This window comes from Algoriphagus sp. Y33 (assembly GCF_014838715.1).
In the GTDB taxonomy this organism is placed as follows: domain Bacteria; phylum Bacteroidota; class Bacteroidia; order Cytophagales; family Cyclobacteriaceae; genus Algoriphagus.
In genome coordinates this window covers 1,714,807-1,730,325 of the sequence record NZ_CP061947.1, presented here as the reverse complement: position 1 = coordinate 1,730,325, position 15,519 = coordinate 1,714,807, and the positions used below count along the sequence as shown (strand labels likewise).

The 15,519-nt window shown below is 40.9% G+C and carries 13 protein-coding genes; 5 read left to right on the top strand and 8 right to left on the bottom strand.

Annotation, left to right across the window (positions count from 1 at the left end):
• Positions 1-131 precede the first annotated feature (131 nt).
• The 4 genes from ID165_RS06930 (at position 132) to ID165_RS06915 (ending at position 3,557) form a co-directional block, all read left to right on the top strand.
• The gene (locus ID165_RS06930; protein WP_192349637.1) at positions 132-566 is read left to right on the top strand and encodes a (4Fe-4S)-binding protein; all 435 of its coding nucleotides are present in this window, start codon (positions 132-134) and stop codon (positions 564-566) included.
• A gap of 11 nt (positions 567-577) precedes the next feature.
• Entirely contained in the window at positions 578-1,138 is a 561-nt protein-coding gene (locus ID165_RS06925) for an NAD(P)H-dependent oxidoreductase (protein ID WP_192349636.1), read from the top strand.
• Positions 1,139-1,148: 10 nt separating this feature from the next.
• Positions 1,149-3,041, top strand: coding sequence for a monovalent cation:proton antiporter-2 (CPA2) family protein (locus tag ID165_RS06920; protein WP_192349635.1), 1,893 nt, complete (start codon positions 1,149-1,151; stop codon positions 3,039-3,041).
• Between the two features lie 267 nt (positions 3,042-3,308).
• A complete protein-coding gene (locus ID165_RS06915; RefSeq protein ID WP_192349634.1) occupies positions 3,309-3,557 on the top strand; it encodes an acyl carrier protein in 249 nt (82 codons plus the stop codon).
• A 326-nt stretch (positions 3,558-3,883) separates the two neighbouring features.
• Here ID165_RS06915 and ID165_RS06910 read toward each other — a convergent pair whose 3' ends face one another.
• Positions 3,884-4,354, bottom strand: coding sequence for a hypothetical protein (locus ID165_RS06910; RefSeq protein ID WP_192349633.1), 471 nt, complete (start codon positions 4,352-4,354; stop codon positions 3,884-3,886).
• Positions 4,355-4,509: 155 nt separating this feature from the next.
• Between ID165_RS06910 and ID165_RS06905 the strand changes: the two genes are divergently transcribed.
• The gene (locus tag ID165_RS06905; protein ID WP_192349632.1) at positions 4,510-4,725 is read left to right on the top strand and encodes a YwbE family protein; all 216 of its coding nucleotides are present in this window, start codon (positions 4,510-4,512) and stop codon (positions 4,723-4,725) included.
• On the opposite strand, the gene ID165_RS06900 is transcribed toward ID165_RS06905, so the two are convergent.
• The 7 genes from ID165_RS06900 to ID165_RS06870 form a co-directional block, all read right to left on the bottom strand.
• Entirely contained in the window at positions 4,722-5,192 is a 471-nt protein-coding gene (locus ID165_RS06900) for a DUF1456 family protein (protein WP_192349631.1), read from the bottom strand. The genes ID165_RS06905 and ID165_RS06900 overlap by 4 nt on opposite strands.
• Before the next feature lie 220 nt (positions 5,193-5,412).
• Positions 5,413-6,525 (bottom strand): TlpA disulfide reductase family protein, encoded by a 1,113-nt coding sequence (locus ID165_RS06895; RefSeq protein ID WP_192349630.1) that lies wholly within the window; start codon positions 6,523-6,525, stop codon positions 5,413-5,415.
• Between the two features lie 190 nt (positions 6,526-6,715).
• On the bottom strand, positions 6,716-7,588 hold the full coding sequence (locus ID165_RS06890) for a serine protease (protein WP_192349629.1): 873 nt from the start codon (positions 7,586-7,588) through the stop codon (positions 6,716-6,718).
• A gap of 267 nt (positions 7,589-7,855) precedes the next feature.
• The gene (locus tag ID165_RS06885) at positions 7,856-9,271 is read right to left on the bottom strand and encodes a PKD-like family lipoprotein (RefSeq protein WP_192349628.1); all 1,416 of its coding nucleotides are present in this window, start codon (positions 9,269-9,271) and stop codon (positions 7,856-7,858) included.
• Positions 9,272-9,481: 210 nt separating this feature from the next.
• On the bottom strand, positions 9,482-10,315 hold the full coding sequence (locus ID165_RS06880; RefSeq protein ID WP_192349627.1) for a DUF4843 domain-containing protein: 834 nt from the start codon (positions 10,313-10,315) through the stop codon (positions 9,482-9,484).
• A gap of 18 nt (positions 10,316-10,333) precedes the next feature.
• Positions 10,334-11,836, bottom strand: coding sequence for a RagB/SusD family nutrient uptake outer membrane protein (locus ID165_RS06875; RefSeq protein ID WP_192349626.1), 1,503 nt, complete (start codon positions 11,834-11,836; stop codon positions 10,334-10,336).
• 58 nt (positions 11,837-11,894) lie between these two features.
• On the bottom strand, positions 11,895-15,314 hold the full coding sequence (locus ID165_RS06870; protein WP_192349625.1) for a SusC/RagA family TonB-linked outer membrane protein: 3,420 nt from the start codon (positions 15,312-15,314) through the stop codon (positions 11,895-11,897).
• Positions 15,315-15,519: the final 205 nt, after the last annotated feature.

Sequence of the window (15,519 nt, the reverse complement as noted above, 5' to 3'; positions counted from 1 at the left end):
TGTAATAATTTGATTGGCAGTTAAAGACTCAGTTAGCAGACTGGGTCTTTTTTTTGATCCAGGATATGATACTACACAAGCTAAAGTTGATTATTTTGTAATGTATATTAAGATTAAAACATACAAGCCCTATGTCTGACACCCCTATCCATAAAGAATATTCCAACGGAGAAGTAACCATCACCTGGGAACCCCATAAATGCATTCATTCCAAGAAGTGTATCACCGGCTTGAGGTCAGTCTTTGATTTTGACAAGAGGCCATGGATCAATGCCGAAGGGGATAGCACAGAATCCATTGTAAAACAAATAGATACTTGCCCGAGTGGTGCATTGGGGTATTACTTTGCAGAACAGGAAGAAAAAAACACAGGGAATGTGACCTCGGAACAGCTGGTAGAGGTAATCCCCAATGGGCCACTGATGGTCTATGGAAACCTCCAGGTCAAGCTCTCCGACAATCACACCATCAATCAGAGTAAGGTATCCGCATTCTGCAGATGCGGAGCCAGCCATAACAAACCCTTTTGTGACGGCTCTCACAAGAAAATAAATTTCCAAGGCTAAAGCCTATATTCATGCGTAAGGTACTCGTTCTTTTTGCTCACCCCAAATTTGAACATTCAAAAGTAAATCAAGCACTTATCCAATCTATCAATGGATTGGAAAATGTAGAAGTCAGAGATTTATACGAGCTTTATCCCGATTTCAATATCTCTATACAGAAAGAGCAGGAAGCTCTATTTGAAGCAGAAGTAATTATCTGGCATCATCCCATCTACTGGTATTCCTGTCCACCCCTTATGAAACAGTGGATAGACTTGGTGTTGGAATTTGCTTGGGCCTATGGACCGGGGGGCATTTATCTCAAAGGAAAATATGTGATAAATACAATTACCACCGGTGGATCCCAAGAAGCTTACCGGTACAATGGCAGAAACAACTTTAGAATCGAGGACTTTCTTAGGCCCTTCGAACAAACAGCCAGACTCTGTAATATGACCTATTTGACTCCATTCCATGTACCGGGTACGCACAAAATCACAGAGGCTGAACTTGCCCTAAAAGCAGATTCCTATAGAAAACTACTGCTAAGCCTGCGAGATTCCGACGATCTTACAGCTTTCCAAAACCAATAAAATTAAGCTTATGAGTGGATTTTTGGTAAATGCGATCCTATATATAATAGCAGCAATAGTATGCGTACCTCTTGCAAAAAAACTTGGAATGGGTTCTGTTCTTGGTTATTTAATCGCAGGAATACTGATAGGCCCCTATTTGCTGGGTTTTATTACCAACGAAGGACAGGGACAAGACATCATGCATGCTACAGAATTCGGGGTGGTGATGATGCTGTTTATCATCGGTTTGGAACTAGAACCCGGAAACCTTTGGAAAATGCGCCAATTGATTCTGCAGATTGGACTAACCCAAGTGATGGTTACTGCCGCATTGATTTTCGGGATCGGATTACTGCTCGATGTTCAATGGCAAATATCACTTGCAGTGGGTCTTTCCATGGCACTCTCCTCTACTGCTATCGTACTTCAATCCCTTAAAGAGAAAAATCAGATGAACAGCCCGAATGGGAGGCTCTCATTTGGCGTTTTACTGATGCAGGACATCGCAGTAATTCCTATTTTAGCACTATTGCCATTACTAATTACAGGAGATCAGGCTCCTTCAGCGCATGCATCAGGGATTCATAGCTGGATCGATAGTCTACCGGGATGGGCACAGACTTTATCAATTTTTGGAGCGATCGGAATGGTCGTGCTCCTTGGACAATTCGGTTTTGGACCACTTCTCAACTGGGTGGCAAAAAGCAGATTGCGGGAACTGTTTACAGCCTCTGCCTTGCTTATAGTGGTAGGCATATCCTTCCTTATGGAGCTAGTGGGACTGAGCCCTGCCTTGGGTGCATTCCTTGCCGGAGTAATTCTTGCCAACTCACCCTACAAACATGCGCTTGAGTCTGATTTAGAACCTTTTAAAGGATTGCTTCTTGGATTGTTTTTTATGGCTGTGGGATCCACCATCAATTTCAATTTGATCTTTACTAACGCTTCTACCATAATTTCCATTACACTTGGAATCATCGCATTGAAATCGGTCATTTTATTGATTATAGGCAAAACCAAGAAATTAAGTCTAACAAGCAATCTCAGCTTTGCAATAGGTCTATCCCAAGTGGGTGAATTTTCTTTTGTCACTTATGCATTTGCTTTACAGTTAGGAATTTTTGACCAGTCTATTTCCGATACCTTGATGGCCGTGACTGCTCTTAGCATGACCATAACCCCCATCCTTGCAGTACTACTTGATAAAATCATCAACCCCGCCATTAACAGAACCCATAAGGAGCTGGAAAAAGAAATGGATAGCATCGACGAGCACAATAAAGTGATCCTTGTCGGGTTCGGACATTTCGGATCTACGCTGGGGCGGTTTCTGAGAGCAAACGGTGTAGAAGCCACCATTCTGGATTCTGATCCTGACAGGGTAGAATACCTGAGAAAAATGGGGTTCAAAGTGTATTTTGGAGATGGAACCCGAAGTGAATTGCTTCATTCAGCAGGAGCAGGTGAAGCTTCCATATTAATTTCTGCCGTAGACGCTACAGAATACAGCATGAAACTTGTCGAGGTGTGCAAAGAGGAATTTCCACATTTGGAGGTGATGATCCGTGCCAAAAACAGGTACGATGCTTTCGAACTGATGGAAATGGGTGTGAAAAATATCTACAGAGAGCATCTGGATACATCCATTAGAATGGGGGAAGACGTATTGAAAAAGCTAGGCTTCAGAGCCCACACAGTCCATCGATTGGCAAAGCAATTCCGGGATTATGATGAAAATGCACTGAAAGTATTGGTGAATTTCAAAGACAATAAAGACGAGTATATTTCCAAAAACCGCCAACAGATCGAAATGCAGGAAAGTCTCTTATCTGGGGAGTTGATGCGGAAGTTTTCAGTAAATGACCACGCCTGGGATAGCGATTCCATCAAAGAAGTGGAAAATCCGAAATTAAAATCATGATAATCTACCAACACGTTTTTATCACTTTATTGCGCAAAATGACTCGACAAATTCTCCACCCCTACTTTCATTCATCTGTCAGTCAATTGGTTGAAAAGAAAAATTAACAACTTTATTTATTGTTAAATTATTCATTCTCAGTAGCGAATACTTATTCCCGCACGTAATTTAGATCAACGGGAACTAAGTAATCCAATTTCTGTTTTGCTTGACGGTAAATATCACTTATAGCCATTCCGCATTTTCACAAATTGTAACACTACTACTATGAACCAACACTTCACTCAATTAAAAAAAGCCGTTGAAGTATTCCACTCCTATGGTATTAAGCTGATTGGTCAGCAGAAGAATGCTGATTTTATTCACCAATTGCATATGGATCCTGTCTTCATCAACGGGTTGATTTTCGAGTTAGAGTATCATCTCCACGTGATTTTTCAAGAAGAAAAACTCGGGACTGTACACACACCAAAGGATTTAATAGCGCTACTAATCAACATTCCCCAGGAGAATTGATCGAAATTTTGAAAATTAAACCAACTATAAAGGGCTGCTTTCTACCGGAAAACAGCCCTTTTGCTATTCAGGTTTCAGTATAGTTTTTTACCATATAGAATATAGGATCCATAGTTTTTGACGGAGATATATACTTGCTTTCAGTACAGACCCTTAATCCACCTCTGTTGGTAAGCCAATTTTTATCATAAAAAAATCAGATTACCTTCATCATCGGAGTTATAGGACTCAGACCCCGCCGCCGTTTGTGTCGTCACGCACGGCCAGTACGGGTTCTGTACCGCAGTCGGGAGACTCGCTAGTGGTCTCATTGCAGACAGCCATACTTATTTACTTACTCTCTGGTAAATAATTCCCAGAGAACTTGCATAAATGGGCATGATCGTATGAAGCTCTGAATTCTTATTCCTGAGTTGGAATTCTCTTGACTGCTCGACACCTTCAAGTAGGCTCAGCTCCTCCTTGTCCGAATACATCGTTCCACCTAGATTCAAGTAATGTTCTGTAATTGAAACAGCTACTTTATTATCAACTAGTTGATAGTTGCCATTGTAATATTCCAGAAACCCTAAAATATCCTTAGTCTCCATATCTCTAACGAAAACCTCGGAATAAACTTTACCATCTGGCTTAAAATCAATTGAATACACCACATCGTAAGGTCGATCTGCGCTTGTGTTTTCCACCACATTTTGCCATTGATTCTGAACCAGCACTTCAGGGTTGATTTCATCATCATTTGCGCAGCAAAAAAATAGAAAAGCACAAGCGATCAAAGAAAGTAATTTTGTTTTCATGGCCTTCAAGACTTAAGAGAAAGTAATAATTATACAAACATAAGAGAATCAAAGCCTTACAAGATACGAGTATTGGATTCAAACTACTACACTCCAAAAGCAATTTTTTTAAAGCGTATCTATCCTAAATTGCGGCCTAATACCAATTAAAGCGAATGGACAAGAAAACACTTCCCGGAACCATCCGAAAAAATGTACAAATGGACAGCGAGGTCACAATTGTCCAAAAGCACCATCAGCGGACGGGGGAACTTACAGCGGGTTTTGTAAAAAGAATCCTCACTTCCTCACCTACTCATCCTCACGGCATCAAAGTAATGCTGGATACCGGCGAAGTGGGAAGAGTTGTGGATGTGTTTATTGAGGATTAGCCGGCTGTAGAAGGCCTGTATTTCTCCTGAAGACCTTTTAGAAAATTTCTTAAAATCTGGTCTTTGCATGGCCGGAACTGGGCTTGGCCTGGCTTTCTGAAAAATGCACTCAACTCATGCTTGCTGATCTTCCGATCCACCGATTCCAGTATCTGCAAAATATCCTCATCTTTTAGATTGAGGGCAATTTTGAGCTTTCGGAGGATAATGTTGTTATTGAGCCGTTTCTCCGCAACTGGAACTTCTCCGTCTTTTTTGCCACGCTTTAGGATGATAAACCCATTTAAGAAAGTCGCCAGTTCTTTGTCGTACATTTCTTCAAACTCAGGATCATCGTCACGTTTCAGCCAGTTGGCCACCAACTCTCGGCTAACAGTCTCCCCTCCGGATTTGATAATTTCTATCATGGTGAAATCATTGAAATCAAAGGTATAGCGAAGGCTGCGGGCTATGTCATTGTTGGTCATGCGAAGGGGTAAATCTAGGTTGAAAAGCCAAAATTAAGGCTTTTTTTGGAAGTCTTTGAATCCTACAGCGGATGGATCATTTTTGCAAATGATGCAAGCAATGCTATATAAAATGTACTGGAATAATACGACATAAAAAAACAAGACAGCCGAGCATGTAATTACCCGGCTGTCCTATGCTGAATACTATGTTATCTAGCTGAAAAACATTAGTTAACCTTTAATCAAAAATCTCCTTCAGCTTCGCATTCAACACTTCACCTCTCAGGTCTTTAACTAAGATTTTTCCATCTGGACCAATGAGAAAATTGGCAGGAACACCGCGGACACCATACAGCACCGCCACCTCGTTTTGCCAGCCCTTCAAGTCTGATACCTGAGTCCAGGGTAAGTCATCCTTTGCCACTGCTTTCATCCATTTTTCTTTTGAATCATCAAGTGAAATACCCAGAATATTAAATCCCTTGTCATGATATTTCAGATACTCCGCCCTGAGGTTGGGATTTTCTGCCCTGCATGGCCCGCACCAACTGGCCCAAAACTCTAACAAGACATATTTTCCTTCATAATCCTCCAAACTGACTACTGTGCCGTCCACATCCTTTTGAGAAAACGGCAATGCCATTTTGCCTTCTTTGACCATGTCCAGATTATCAAGATGGGTGGCTACTTCCTTTCCTTTTTTAGTGGTAGTGACAGCTTCCGATAAACCGGCATAAAGCATGCGTGATTCGTCCAGATTCTCCTCATTACTGTAATTCATCAGTTCATTCAGACTAGCGAAGCTGTTGGGAAAATCCAATACAAATTGTTTTCTAATTGTTGCTTCAGATCTATACATGGAATCAGCAATGAACTGATATTCATTTGCTTTTAGCGTATCTCCTGCCTCTCCTGTCTGCTGCGCCAAATTCCAGTATTTCATCACCGAATCCCTATGCGTCTGAATTCTTTCCTCCAAAACTTCAAAATCATCCTGTACTGGCGATCCGCTCACATCCACTTGCACCAATGAATCAAATGTACCGGTGAGTTTCATTGTTTTGTTTTCCACATAGAACACCTTTTGAAACCTCACTTTATCGGAATAAAGCATCACGAACTGAGGTTCATCCACAGCACCTGAAACGCTGAATTTGCCCTCATCAACGATCAAGGTATCTTTATGGTCACCTGCAGAATCCTTGTGCATGAAATAGATTTCCGAAACATTGAGCCCTTTGATCTCACCTTCAATGGTAAAGTAATCCGATTCCTCTTCCATTTTTTCACTGGACGGCTGGCAGGCGTAAATCCCCATGGCCAGAATGATAATAACTAAAATATTTTTCATGTATTTATAATTGATTTTTAATGGTCACATAGCCTGTCCCGTCTGCCGCGGCGGATCGGGAGAATCTCGCATATGGGAAAATCATCCCAGTGTGCGTCGTTTTCAACATGCTCGATTTCATGATTAATCTTATCTGATATTTTGAATAAATTTTATGATTGTGTTGAGTTAAGCTGCTATTCTGTTAAATTTAGTTGATTAAGGTTTTTAAGCGGCTCACTGGAATGACCTCTCTTGAAACCATTTGGACATTTTGATCAGCATTGTAAAGAGCCCTTGTAGCAGACACAACTCCTACCACATTGCCTTTGTCATCAAATACAGGAGCCCCACTTGAGCCTTGTGAAAAATCAGCGGTAACACTCGTCTTTTTTGCTTCATTCCGAAGATAACTTCTGATCGCAACACCTGAAGTAAAAGAATAAAACATGGAATGTGGATGCGAAATAATACTCACGTCCTGCCCGGGAATAGCATCCTGACCCAATGGCAAACTACCCGTTGTTCTACCCATGGTATCAAATCTAAAAATAGCCACATCGTCATTGAAGCTTGCCGCCAGCACCTCCTTTACAGGATAAACATGCCCCTCATAATCCATCACAACTACCGCCAAGTCAGAATTCTCATCCGTAGCGTCTCCTTTGAAGATATGGTAGCTAGTCACAGCAATTCCTTCTTCGGCAATCACAAAACCGGAAGCAGCCCGAAGATGCGTATTAGGGCAATCATCGCATTTATAAATGGTAGCTACTACCAGAACCCCTGGAGCATTTATCTGATATATTTCAGATGCCCCGAGCTCTTTTTTAAAGGATTCTAATAGTTTAAGATCAACATGATCGTTCACCAGCTGCGTAGCCAACGTAGCAAACCTTTCGGGGTGCCTATGCTCCATAAGCTTCTTGGCTTCCCGGTCGATATGTTGGAAAACGGCATCGTCTATGGTAACGCCGGATTCTGATTCATAGATCTTCTTTACTTGCTGAGAATAACCTACAAGTCCAAGAAGCATAAGAATAGCTAATAATAAGAGTTTGAATTTTATAAATTTAAATTTCATTTTTTATTAAATTAAAATAAAAGGCACAACTGACTAATTGAAATATTATACTGACAATGTAAAGTCACCTATCCTTAAGTAAAGAACAAGTCCAAAAACCCTAAAATATAAAAGAGACATTTTTAGGGGCAAGAGAAAAAAGGGCTGAATGAGTGTCCGTATGGTTTAAAATTCAGTGACTTAAACCAGACTATACGATTCAAAAATCCAGCCCCTCTCCTTTTGCTATTGTATAAATAAAATTGATTGGGTAGTATTTGTAAAGGCTTACTCTCTTATAAATACATCAACAGGAGCACCCACGAAACCATCTATTTGATGAGCTATATTTCCTCCCTTTCCGGTTCCAATATCCAAATAATAAAGACTTCCTTCCGTTCCGGCTATGATGTAATCACTGTTTGGTACAAACTCTATCATGGTTACCTTTTTTCCTCCGAAATCAGCCGAAAGAGCTCTGATTTCTTCATTGATTGGATTATAGCGATAGATTTTATCATTTGATGTGAAATAAATAATACCCAATTGATTACCAATCCAAATATTGGATTCGTTAATCAAATCCGGACGCACAAAATCACGTACATAATCCGTCACGAAAGTATCTCCATTCAACATAAATTTAAACTCCACAAAACTATTTGCAGAATCAATTCCATAAGCATATGATGTTGCTCCATTCAAATAAAGCATGTGGGAATACGAGACCAAGCCAGGCTTTTTTGGATTAAATCCAGTCCCTGCCGTATCTACTTTATAATCTACACCATAATATGCTCCACTGCTCGCAAAACGCACGAATTGATAATGCTTAATATCAAAGCCTAGATAATACTGAAAATCCACATAGATGTAACTTGGAGCCAGTAAATAATCTCCGGCGATAGCATTACCATATCTACCATAATCCGGACTAATATCCTGCGTGCTGGTAGTTCCCAAATAAAGTTTATTATTGAAGACCCCTGTAGAAGCCCCCAGCATGGTGGGATAGACAAAGTTTGGCTCTATGGAACTTGGTGGTGAGAAAAAATTATCCTCAAGAGTTGCTTCGAAAAACAACGTATTCGCATTAATACCTATTCCCGGGTTGATCTCATCCTTTCCTAAGAGCCAATACTTGGTAAGACCTGTATTCGTATTTGTCTGATTGATAATAGGGACCAATTGCAACGGATTGTAGGGTAGCGTTCCACTATTCAGGCTTTCATATAAGTTATTGATAACTGTAGAGTCAGGTTTCACAAAGGCCAGTCTGCCCTGTCCATTGTCATCACAAAGCGTTACGATTCCTTTAGAAAACTGTGTCTGACATTCAATAGTAAAAGGATAAAAATATTTCATGCCATTAGAATTATCCAACACACTGTAAATACCGGAATAACTACCTGCTTTAAATCCGAACTGTATATCCAGATTTTTTCCTATATAAGACTCGTGTCTCATTTCCTCAGCTATTGTAATTTGCCACTCAAACGAGAAATTATCCGTGTCCGCCATGCTGTGATCCAGTATAGGATGTATCCGCAGGCTGTCTCCTACTGACACTTGAAACACCGAATCGGCAACACCAAGTACCACAGGCTCCTCAGGGAGATCATAGTTGTAGTTGCCCAAGTCCTCATAGCATGAAGTCGCCAAAAACAGGCAGCATATTATGGATATAATTAAATATGGTTTCATGTGTTTATATTTTGATTTTAGTGGTCACATGGAATCTCGCAAAGTGAATATTCATCCCCCTGTGTGTCGTTTTCGACATGCTCGATTTCATATGTTTACAATTGTTTTTTTATGGCCATTTCTTGTCCCAAACTTGATTCGGGATAGCCTGTCCCGATCCGCCGCGGCGGATCGGGAGAATCTTGCATGGTTCATCTTGCCTGCACGCATTTAATTTACCGTCACCCGTTGATTGTGTTCATTGTAGAAATAGAACTTCGCATCGTCCTGATAATAAGTAAGCTCATATTTTGTCTCAGGATTTGATATACTATAGAAATAGTACAGTTGATCATTTACCTTTTCCATTGTATATTCATCCGAGTGGGCCTCAGCCCAACTGAATGGATCATTGATAAACTTTCTTAGCTGATCAATTAGAAAAAGGCTTCTTGGAATAAACAGATAGTCTGCATAGGAAGATATCAAATCTTGGTTTCCAACTGAGATCAAGTAAAGCTGGTGTTTTGTACGGGAATAATCACCCAGCTGACCAGCCCACAAATCCCACCATTCCGGTTTTTCCAGCCTATTGGAAAACATCACTTTGGCGGCTATCAAATCGGGAAAACCAACCCCAAAATCTTCACCACTTTGAAGCACCAGACTGACTGACACTGAAGTATCCGCAAGAATGGGATCAGAACTATACATAATAAATGGAATGTATGTTTGTCCCGAATCCGCAGGCATGAGATAGTAGGATTCCAGCGGCTCATAATGGGTGCCTGGAACGGCTGTAGTCGCTGAATCAACTACAGACACGTAGAATTTCCTCTCATGGGAGAGCCTTCTTCCAGAGATAGTCACCGGTAGGAAAACAGTATCAGATCCCAATTCCGGATTATACGCAAATGTGTAGAAAATACTATCTCGGTTATTCGTGTTTTCGTCATCAAAATTGAAGAAAACGTTGTCCGGAGCCCGGTACAAAAGTTCATCTTCATCCCGGCATGAAAACAAGGAGATAGATGCTAGAATAAATAGGGTTAAATATCTTGTCATATTAAGCTAGTTTAAATATCAATCTCTGTCTCCAAAAACAATTTCATCATCAGGCAAAGGCCAAACAAACACCTGATCGCCCGCAGCAATAGTCCCTCCCGACTGGGTCAGGATATCCCGGTTCAATCTCTTGTACATATAAAATATCTGGCCTTCTCCATAAAACTCCTTGCGTGCCTCCTTAATTAGCTCGGATATAAAAAACTCATAGTCAGTTTCATTATGAATCTCCGTCCCTATACCGCGATTAAATCTAACTGTGTTGAAGTATCCCCACGCCATTTCCGGATCAGAATCAAAACTGCATTCCGCAGCGATATAATACATCTCGCTCAAACGCAATGCAGGAGCCATCAAACTGTGTAGATTTGCATTTCCGTCACGTTTGAATTTCATAAGCAGTAGTTTTGTGGTTATCCCGTCACTTTCTTGCTTCATCCATTCTTTGAATCTAAAGTCATCCGCACCTACACCACCTGTTTCATAAAGGATATTACCTTCTGCCGATACAATAGCAGTACTGGTAGCGATATTTTCAAATCTGTTTCTCAAATCATTCTCCCTGGCCGGTATATACCATCCGAAAATCAATTCTTTATAAAGGATCCGATCCTTGAGTTCATCGTCATCTGCTGTAAAATCGTTTTTATCTGTCCACGGAAACTTACCCGACTCAATAACCTCCAATGCATATTTGAGCGCATTTACCTTATCGTCTTTATACAAGTACACCCTTGCCAACTCCGCACAGACGGCGTAGTAGTTCATTCTGTGCCTTCGGTTTTGAATAAACAGATCGTTGCCCTGCTCTTCATTGGAGCCATCATCCGGCAGGCCATCAAAATCATTATTGTAAGTGTAGCCTACCATATAGCTATCTGTTAAAATTGGATCAGATTCTAACAATGTTCTTGCTTCAAGCAATTCAGCAATGATCAGATCCAACACTTCAGATACGGTGGATTGTGGTGTAACCTCGGTAGAATAATTGACCACATAAGGGATAGCAGGTGCGGCAGGATTATTTAGAAAAGATGGTGCAAACAACCGTAGCAAATCAAAATGAAGGTAAGCTCTCAGGGCTTTGGCCTCACCTTTTATCAATGGGGCATAAAGTGCATTTGTAAACACATCTTCTTTTTCATCAATATTTTCAAGAATGAGGTTACAATTCCCAATAGCATTGTACAATCCATTCCAGATGCTATTCTTTCTGGTCACAAAAGAATTGTCCAGGTAGTTGAAATCGGCCGTCTCTGCATAGGTTTCTGCCAAGGTATTGGAACCATTGGTCATGGAATAATTCTGGGCCAAAACGTCAAGAGAACCGAAAGTAAGTTCATTGCCATATATATCGCCTTCAGTACCTCTTACATACACACCATTAAGTGCTTCAAAAAAACCATATTCGGTGCTGAACAAAACCTCCTTTTCAATTTGGGACTCCGGTCTCACATCCAGATAATCCGCACATGAAGAGAAAATGAGTAGGCCCGAGAATAATATCAGGTATTTTTTCATTTCTATTCTTTTAGTAGTATAAATTTCTTGTGTCAATTATGATCGATTCCTGAACTGATCAGAACCTGGCCTGAACTGAGAATGTAACTGTTCTGGCAAACGGGTATTGGATACCACGTTCCAACTTCACAGGTGCCCATCTCCAGATATCATTCATGGTTACCGTGAATTTCAAGCTCTGCATTTTCAGATCTTTAGCCAGCTTACCATAACTTTCGTAGCTCAGATTTGCCGAACGTAGCTCTACGGCATTGTCAACCTGCAAAAATCGTGAGGAGGCATTCGTGTTTTCCCTGATCGCTACATCCTTAAAGAATACCACATCTCCTGACTCTTGCCACCTTTCTGAAAGCACGCGCTTATCTGCGTTGTATCTTGGATCGGCGTTTTCCACCCGATCCACCAGTGTCTGATTATAGAGATCCCCTCCTAGTTTGGTGTAAAAATTAACTGATAGGTAGAAATTCTTATAAGAGATGTTGGTACCGAAAGATCCGTCGATTTTAGGTGAACTATCGCCTACAGGCACATTGTCTTTGGCATCGTACTCATAGGTGATTGTTCCATCCCGCTTCACATAAAGTTCTCTTCCGTTTTCCGGATCGATCCCCAAAGAAGGAACTGCGTATATGGTATTCAAAGACTCCCCTTCGCGAAATCTCAACAATGGCGCTCCTCCCTGATCTTCATCAACTTCATCGTTATACTTCTTCAGCGATTCAGAGATTTTTTTGATGGTGTTCTTGTTATGGGCAATATTGGCAAAGAGCCCTACAAACCAGCCACCTGCTCCGTGGATCACGTTAGTTCTCAGCATTAACTCAAAACCTTTATTCTCCATTACACCAAGATTGGCCTTATATGAACCAAACCCCACAGATGTCGGAACGATGATATCTGCAAGAACATCTTCAGTACTTCTATAATAGTACCTCGGCAGAAGGTAGATTCTGTTATTGAAAAGCGAAAGCTCCACACCCAAATCATAGTTTCGCGTTCTTTGCCATTTCAACGACTCATTGCCATACCCCAGACTCACGGCACCCACACCGGTCGAATACCAATCATTTCTGTATTCATAAGTGGTTTTGGACATGTAGGATGGGAAAGAAACCTCACCGGTTACCCCGGTTGTGGCTCTGATGGTTAGTCTATTGATAAATGACCTATCAGACAAAAAACCCTCATTATGCATGTTCCATCCAATACCGGCAGCCCAAAAGGGAGCATATTTATTTTCAGTTCCGAATTTTGATGAACCGTCAATCCGGGTGGCCAAGTCAAAGAGGTATTTATCTTTTATAGAGTAATTGACATTGGCAAATACTCCCAGTAAACGTTCTACAGACCTATCTCCATTAGGAGAAGCATTTTCTTCATAGCGATTGGCAAAAGAAATATTTGTGAATCTGTCGCTGATAAATCCTGTAGCTGTAAAGCTCTTGAATTCAGAACTGTAGGTTCTCCAGTTCCCCCCTAGAGACGCATTGAAAAAATGGTCTCCGATAACCTTATTATATGAGGCCACAAAATTCCCATCTATAGAAGTCTCATTTGCACCGGCATAATCATACCTCCCCCTGTTTTTCAAGGCATCACCGGTGTAGTTAAAGAATTCATTGCTAAACGGTGATTGGTATTTATCCCTATCTGAAAGCACTCTGTTCAGACTAAGTTGTGCCTGCATACGTAAACTCGGTGTAACCCTGTAAACAGTGGAAAATGAATTGATAATCTGTGTGTAATTCTCAACGTCTGAATTGCTAAGGGTAGCATTGTAGGCCGGGTTCAGCACTACATCCTGCACTTGTGTTCCACTGGCCTCCCGACGCTGCCAGCTGTCCACTGCTTGAAGAATATTGCCGTTATCGTCCTTTTTAGGATAATAGGGATTCATTCTTGCGTAATCTGCGAAACTTCCATAAGGGGATTCCTCGCTTTTTGTAACAGTGATCGTCAGTTGATTATTGAAAGTGATTTTATCTTTCACGTTATAGGTAAGCCTCAAATCACCTCCATACCGGTTTCGTTCAGACCCTTTCATGACACCCTTCATTTTTTGATACCTTCCCGTCACTCCATAAAGCATCGTGTTGGATCCTCCCTCTGCATAAATTGAGTGGGAACTTCCTATGGAAGTCTCCACAGGTTCGGACAACCAGTAGGAGTCCACACCGCTAACCACATTCTTCTTCTTTTGATAGTAGAGTAAATCCAATTCATTTTGGCTATTCCCATTGGTATTGGTACTGGTGCTGTACAGTCCGGCCAATCGTTCATATTCCAGCTTTTCCTCGGCATTTAGCAACTGGTACACGGAAAGATCCGGTCCACTGATATTTACGTCGGCGGTATAGGTCACATGTATTTTCCCTTCTTCCGGAGGGTAGGTCGTGATAACTACCACTCCATTGGCCGCACGGGATCCATAAATAGCAGCTGCAGCAGCATCTTTCAGCAAAGTAATGGAAGCGATCCTGTTATAATTTATGTCAAAAACAGTTTGAATACTTACCTGAAAACCATCCAAAATGAAAGTTGGGAGATTAGGATTGTTGAGCAATGAGGCTTTGCTCAAATTGAAATCATCGGTAGATTCAGAAGTATTGCTTGGTAAACCTGTTGAACCTCTGACGGTGATCTCCGGTATGGCGTTGGGATTGGATCCTAGAGAGGTGTTTTCCGACACCCTAAAAGAAGGATCAAACAATTGAATGGCAGCAAGGATATTGGTAGGATTGGCCTGCTTCAAATCCTCTCCTGAAATAGTAACTGTAGTCCCAGTAAACGATTCCTTTCTGATCTCAGAGTAACCATTGACCACCACTTCACTCAACTGGCCTATCTCCTCTTCCAGCGTTATTTGAAAGGTACTTTGATCTCCTATTTTCACTTCCATAGGTTTATATCCTATAAAGGAGATTACAAGAAAATCCTTTTCATGATCATCAGGGATGTAAAACTTGAAATATCCATCAATATCCGTAGTTGTTCCAATGCTGGTACCTTTCAGCATTATAGTGGCTCCTACAATGCCTTCCCCTCTAACATCCGTTATTTTTCCGGAAAGAATTTTCGATTGGGGTGAGTTGACCGGGATGAGGTGGGGTTTTTCTCCCTCTTTCTTTTCTTCAGACTTATGTTTAAAAAGAACAAGCTGTCCACTCATTTCTTTGTAATCGACTCCAAAATCAGACAAAGTGAGGCTAAGCACCTCACTCAGCTTTTGCTTATTGAATTTTGGTGAGATCTTTTCATTGACCGGAATGACTGATGGACTATAGACAAACCTAACATCTGCCATGGACTGAAGACTTTCCAAAAAGTCTACGATCTCAACTTTATCTAATGAAATAGAAATTCTTTTATCTAATACTTGTCCATCTGACACTCCTACAGAGAGTGTAATGGTAATAATCAAGAGCATGGATATCTTATAATAAATATCCTTTAAAGCAAAGAGCTGCTTTTTTTTCATATATATTTGTAATGTCGTTGTTCTAAAATTAACTTGGGCAATATCCTACCATCAGGTAGTAGTTGACTGGCAATGTTAGGGCATTGCCAGTTTTTTATCTACGCTCAGCTGATCCTATTAGGGACAGAATCAGGTATCTCTGTTAAGTTTTAGGGGGGTAGTAGCGGTGTTTACATAGTCTGCATTTTTATGAGGATAATAGGTT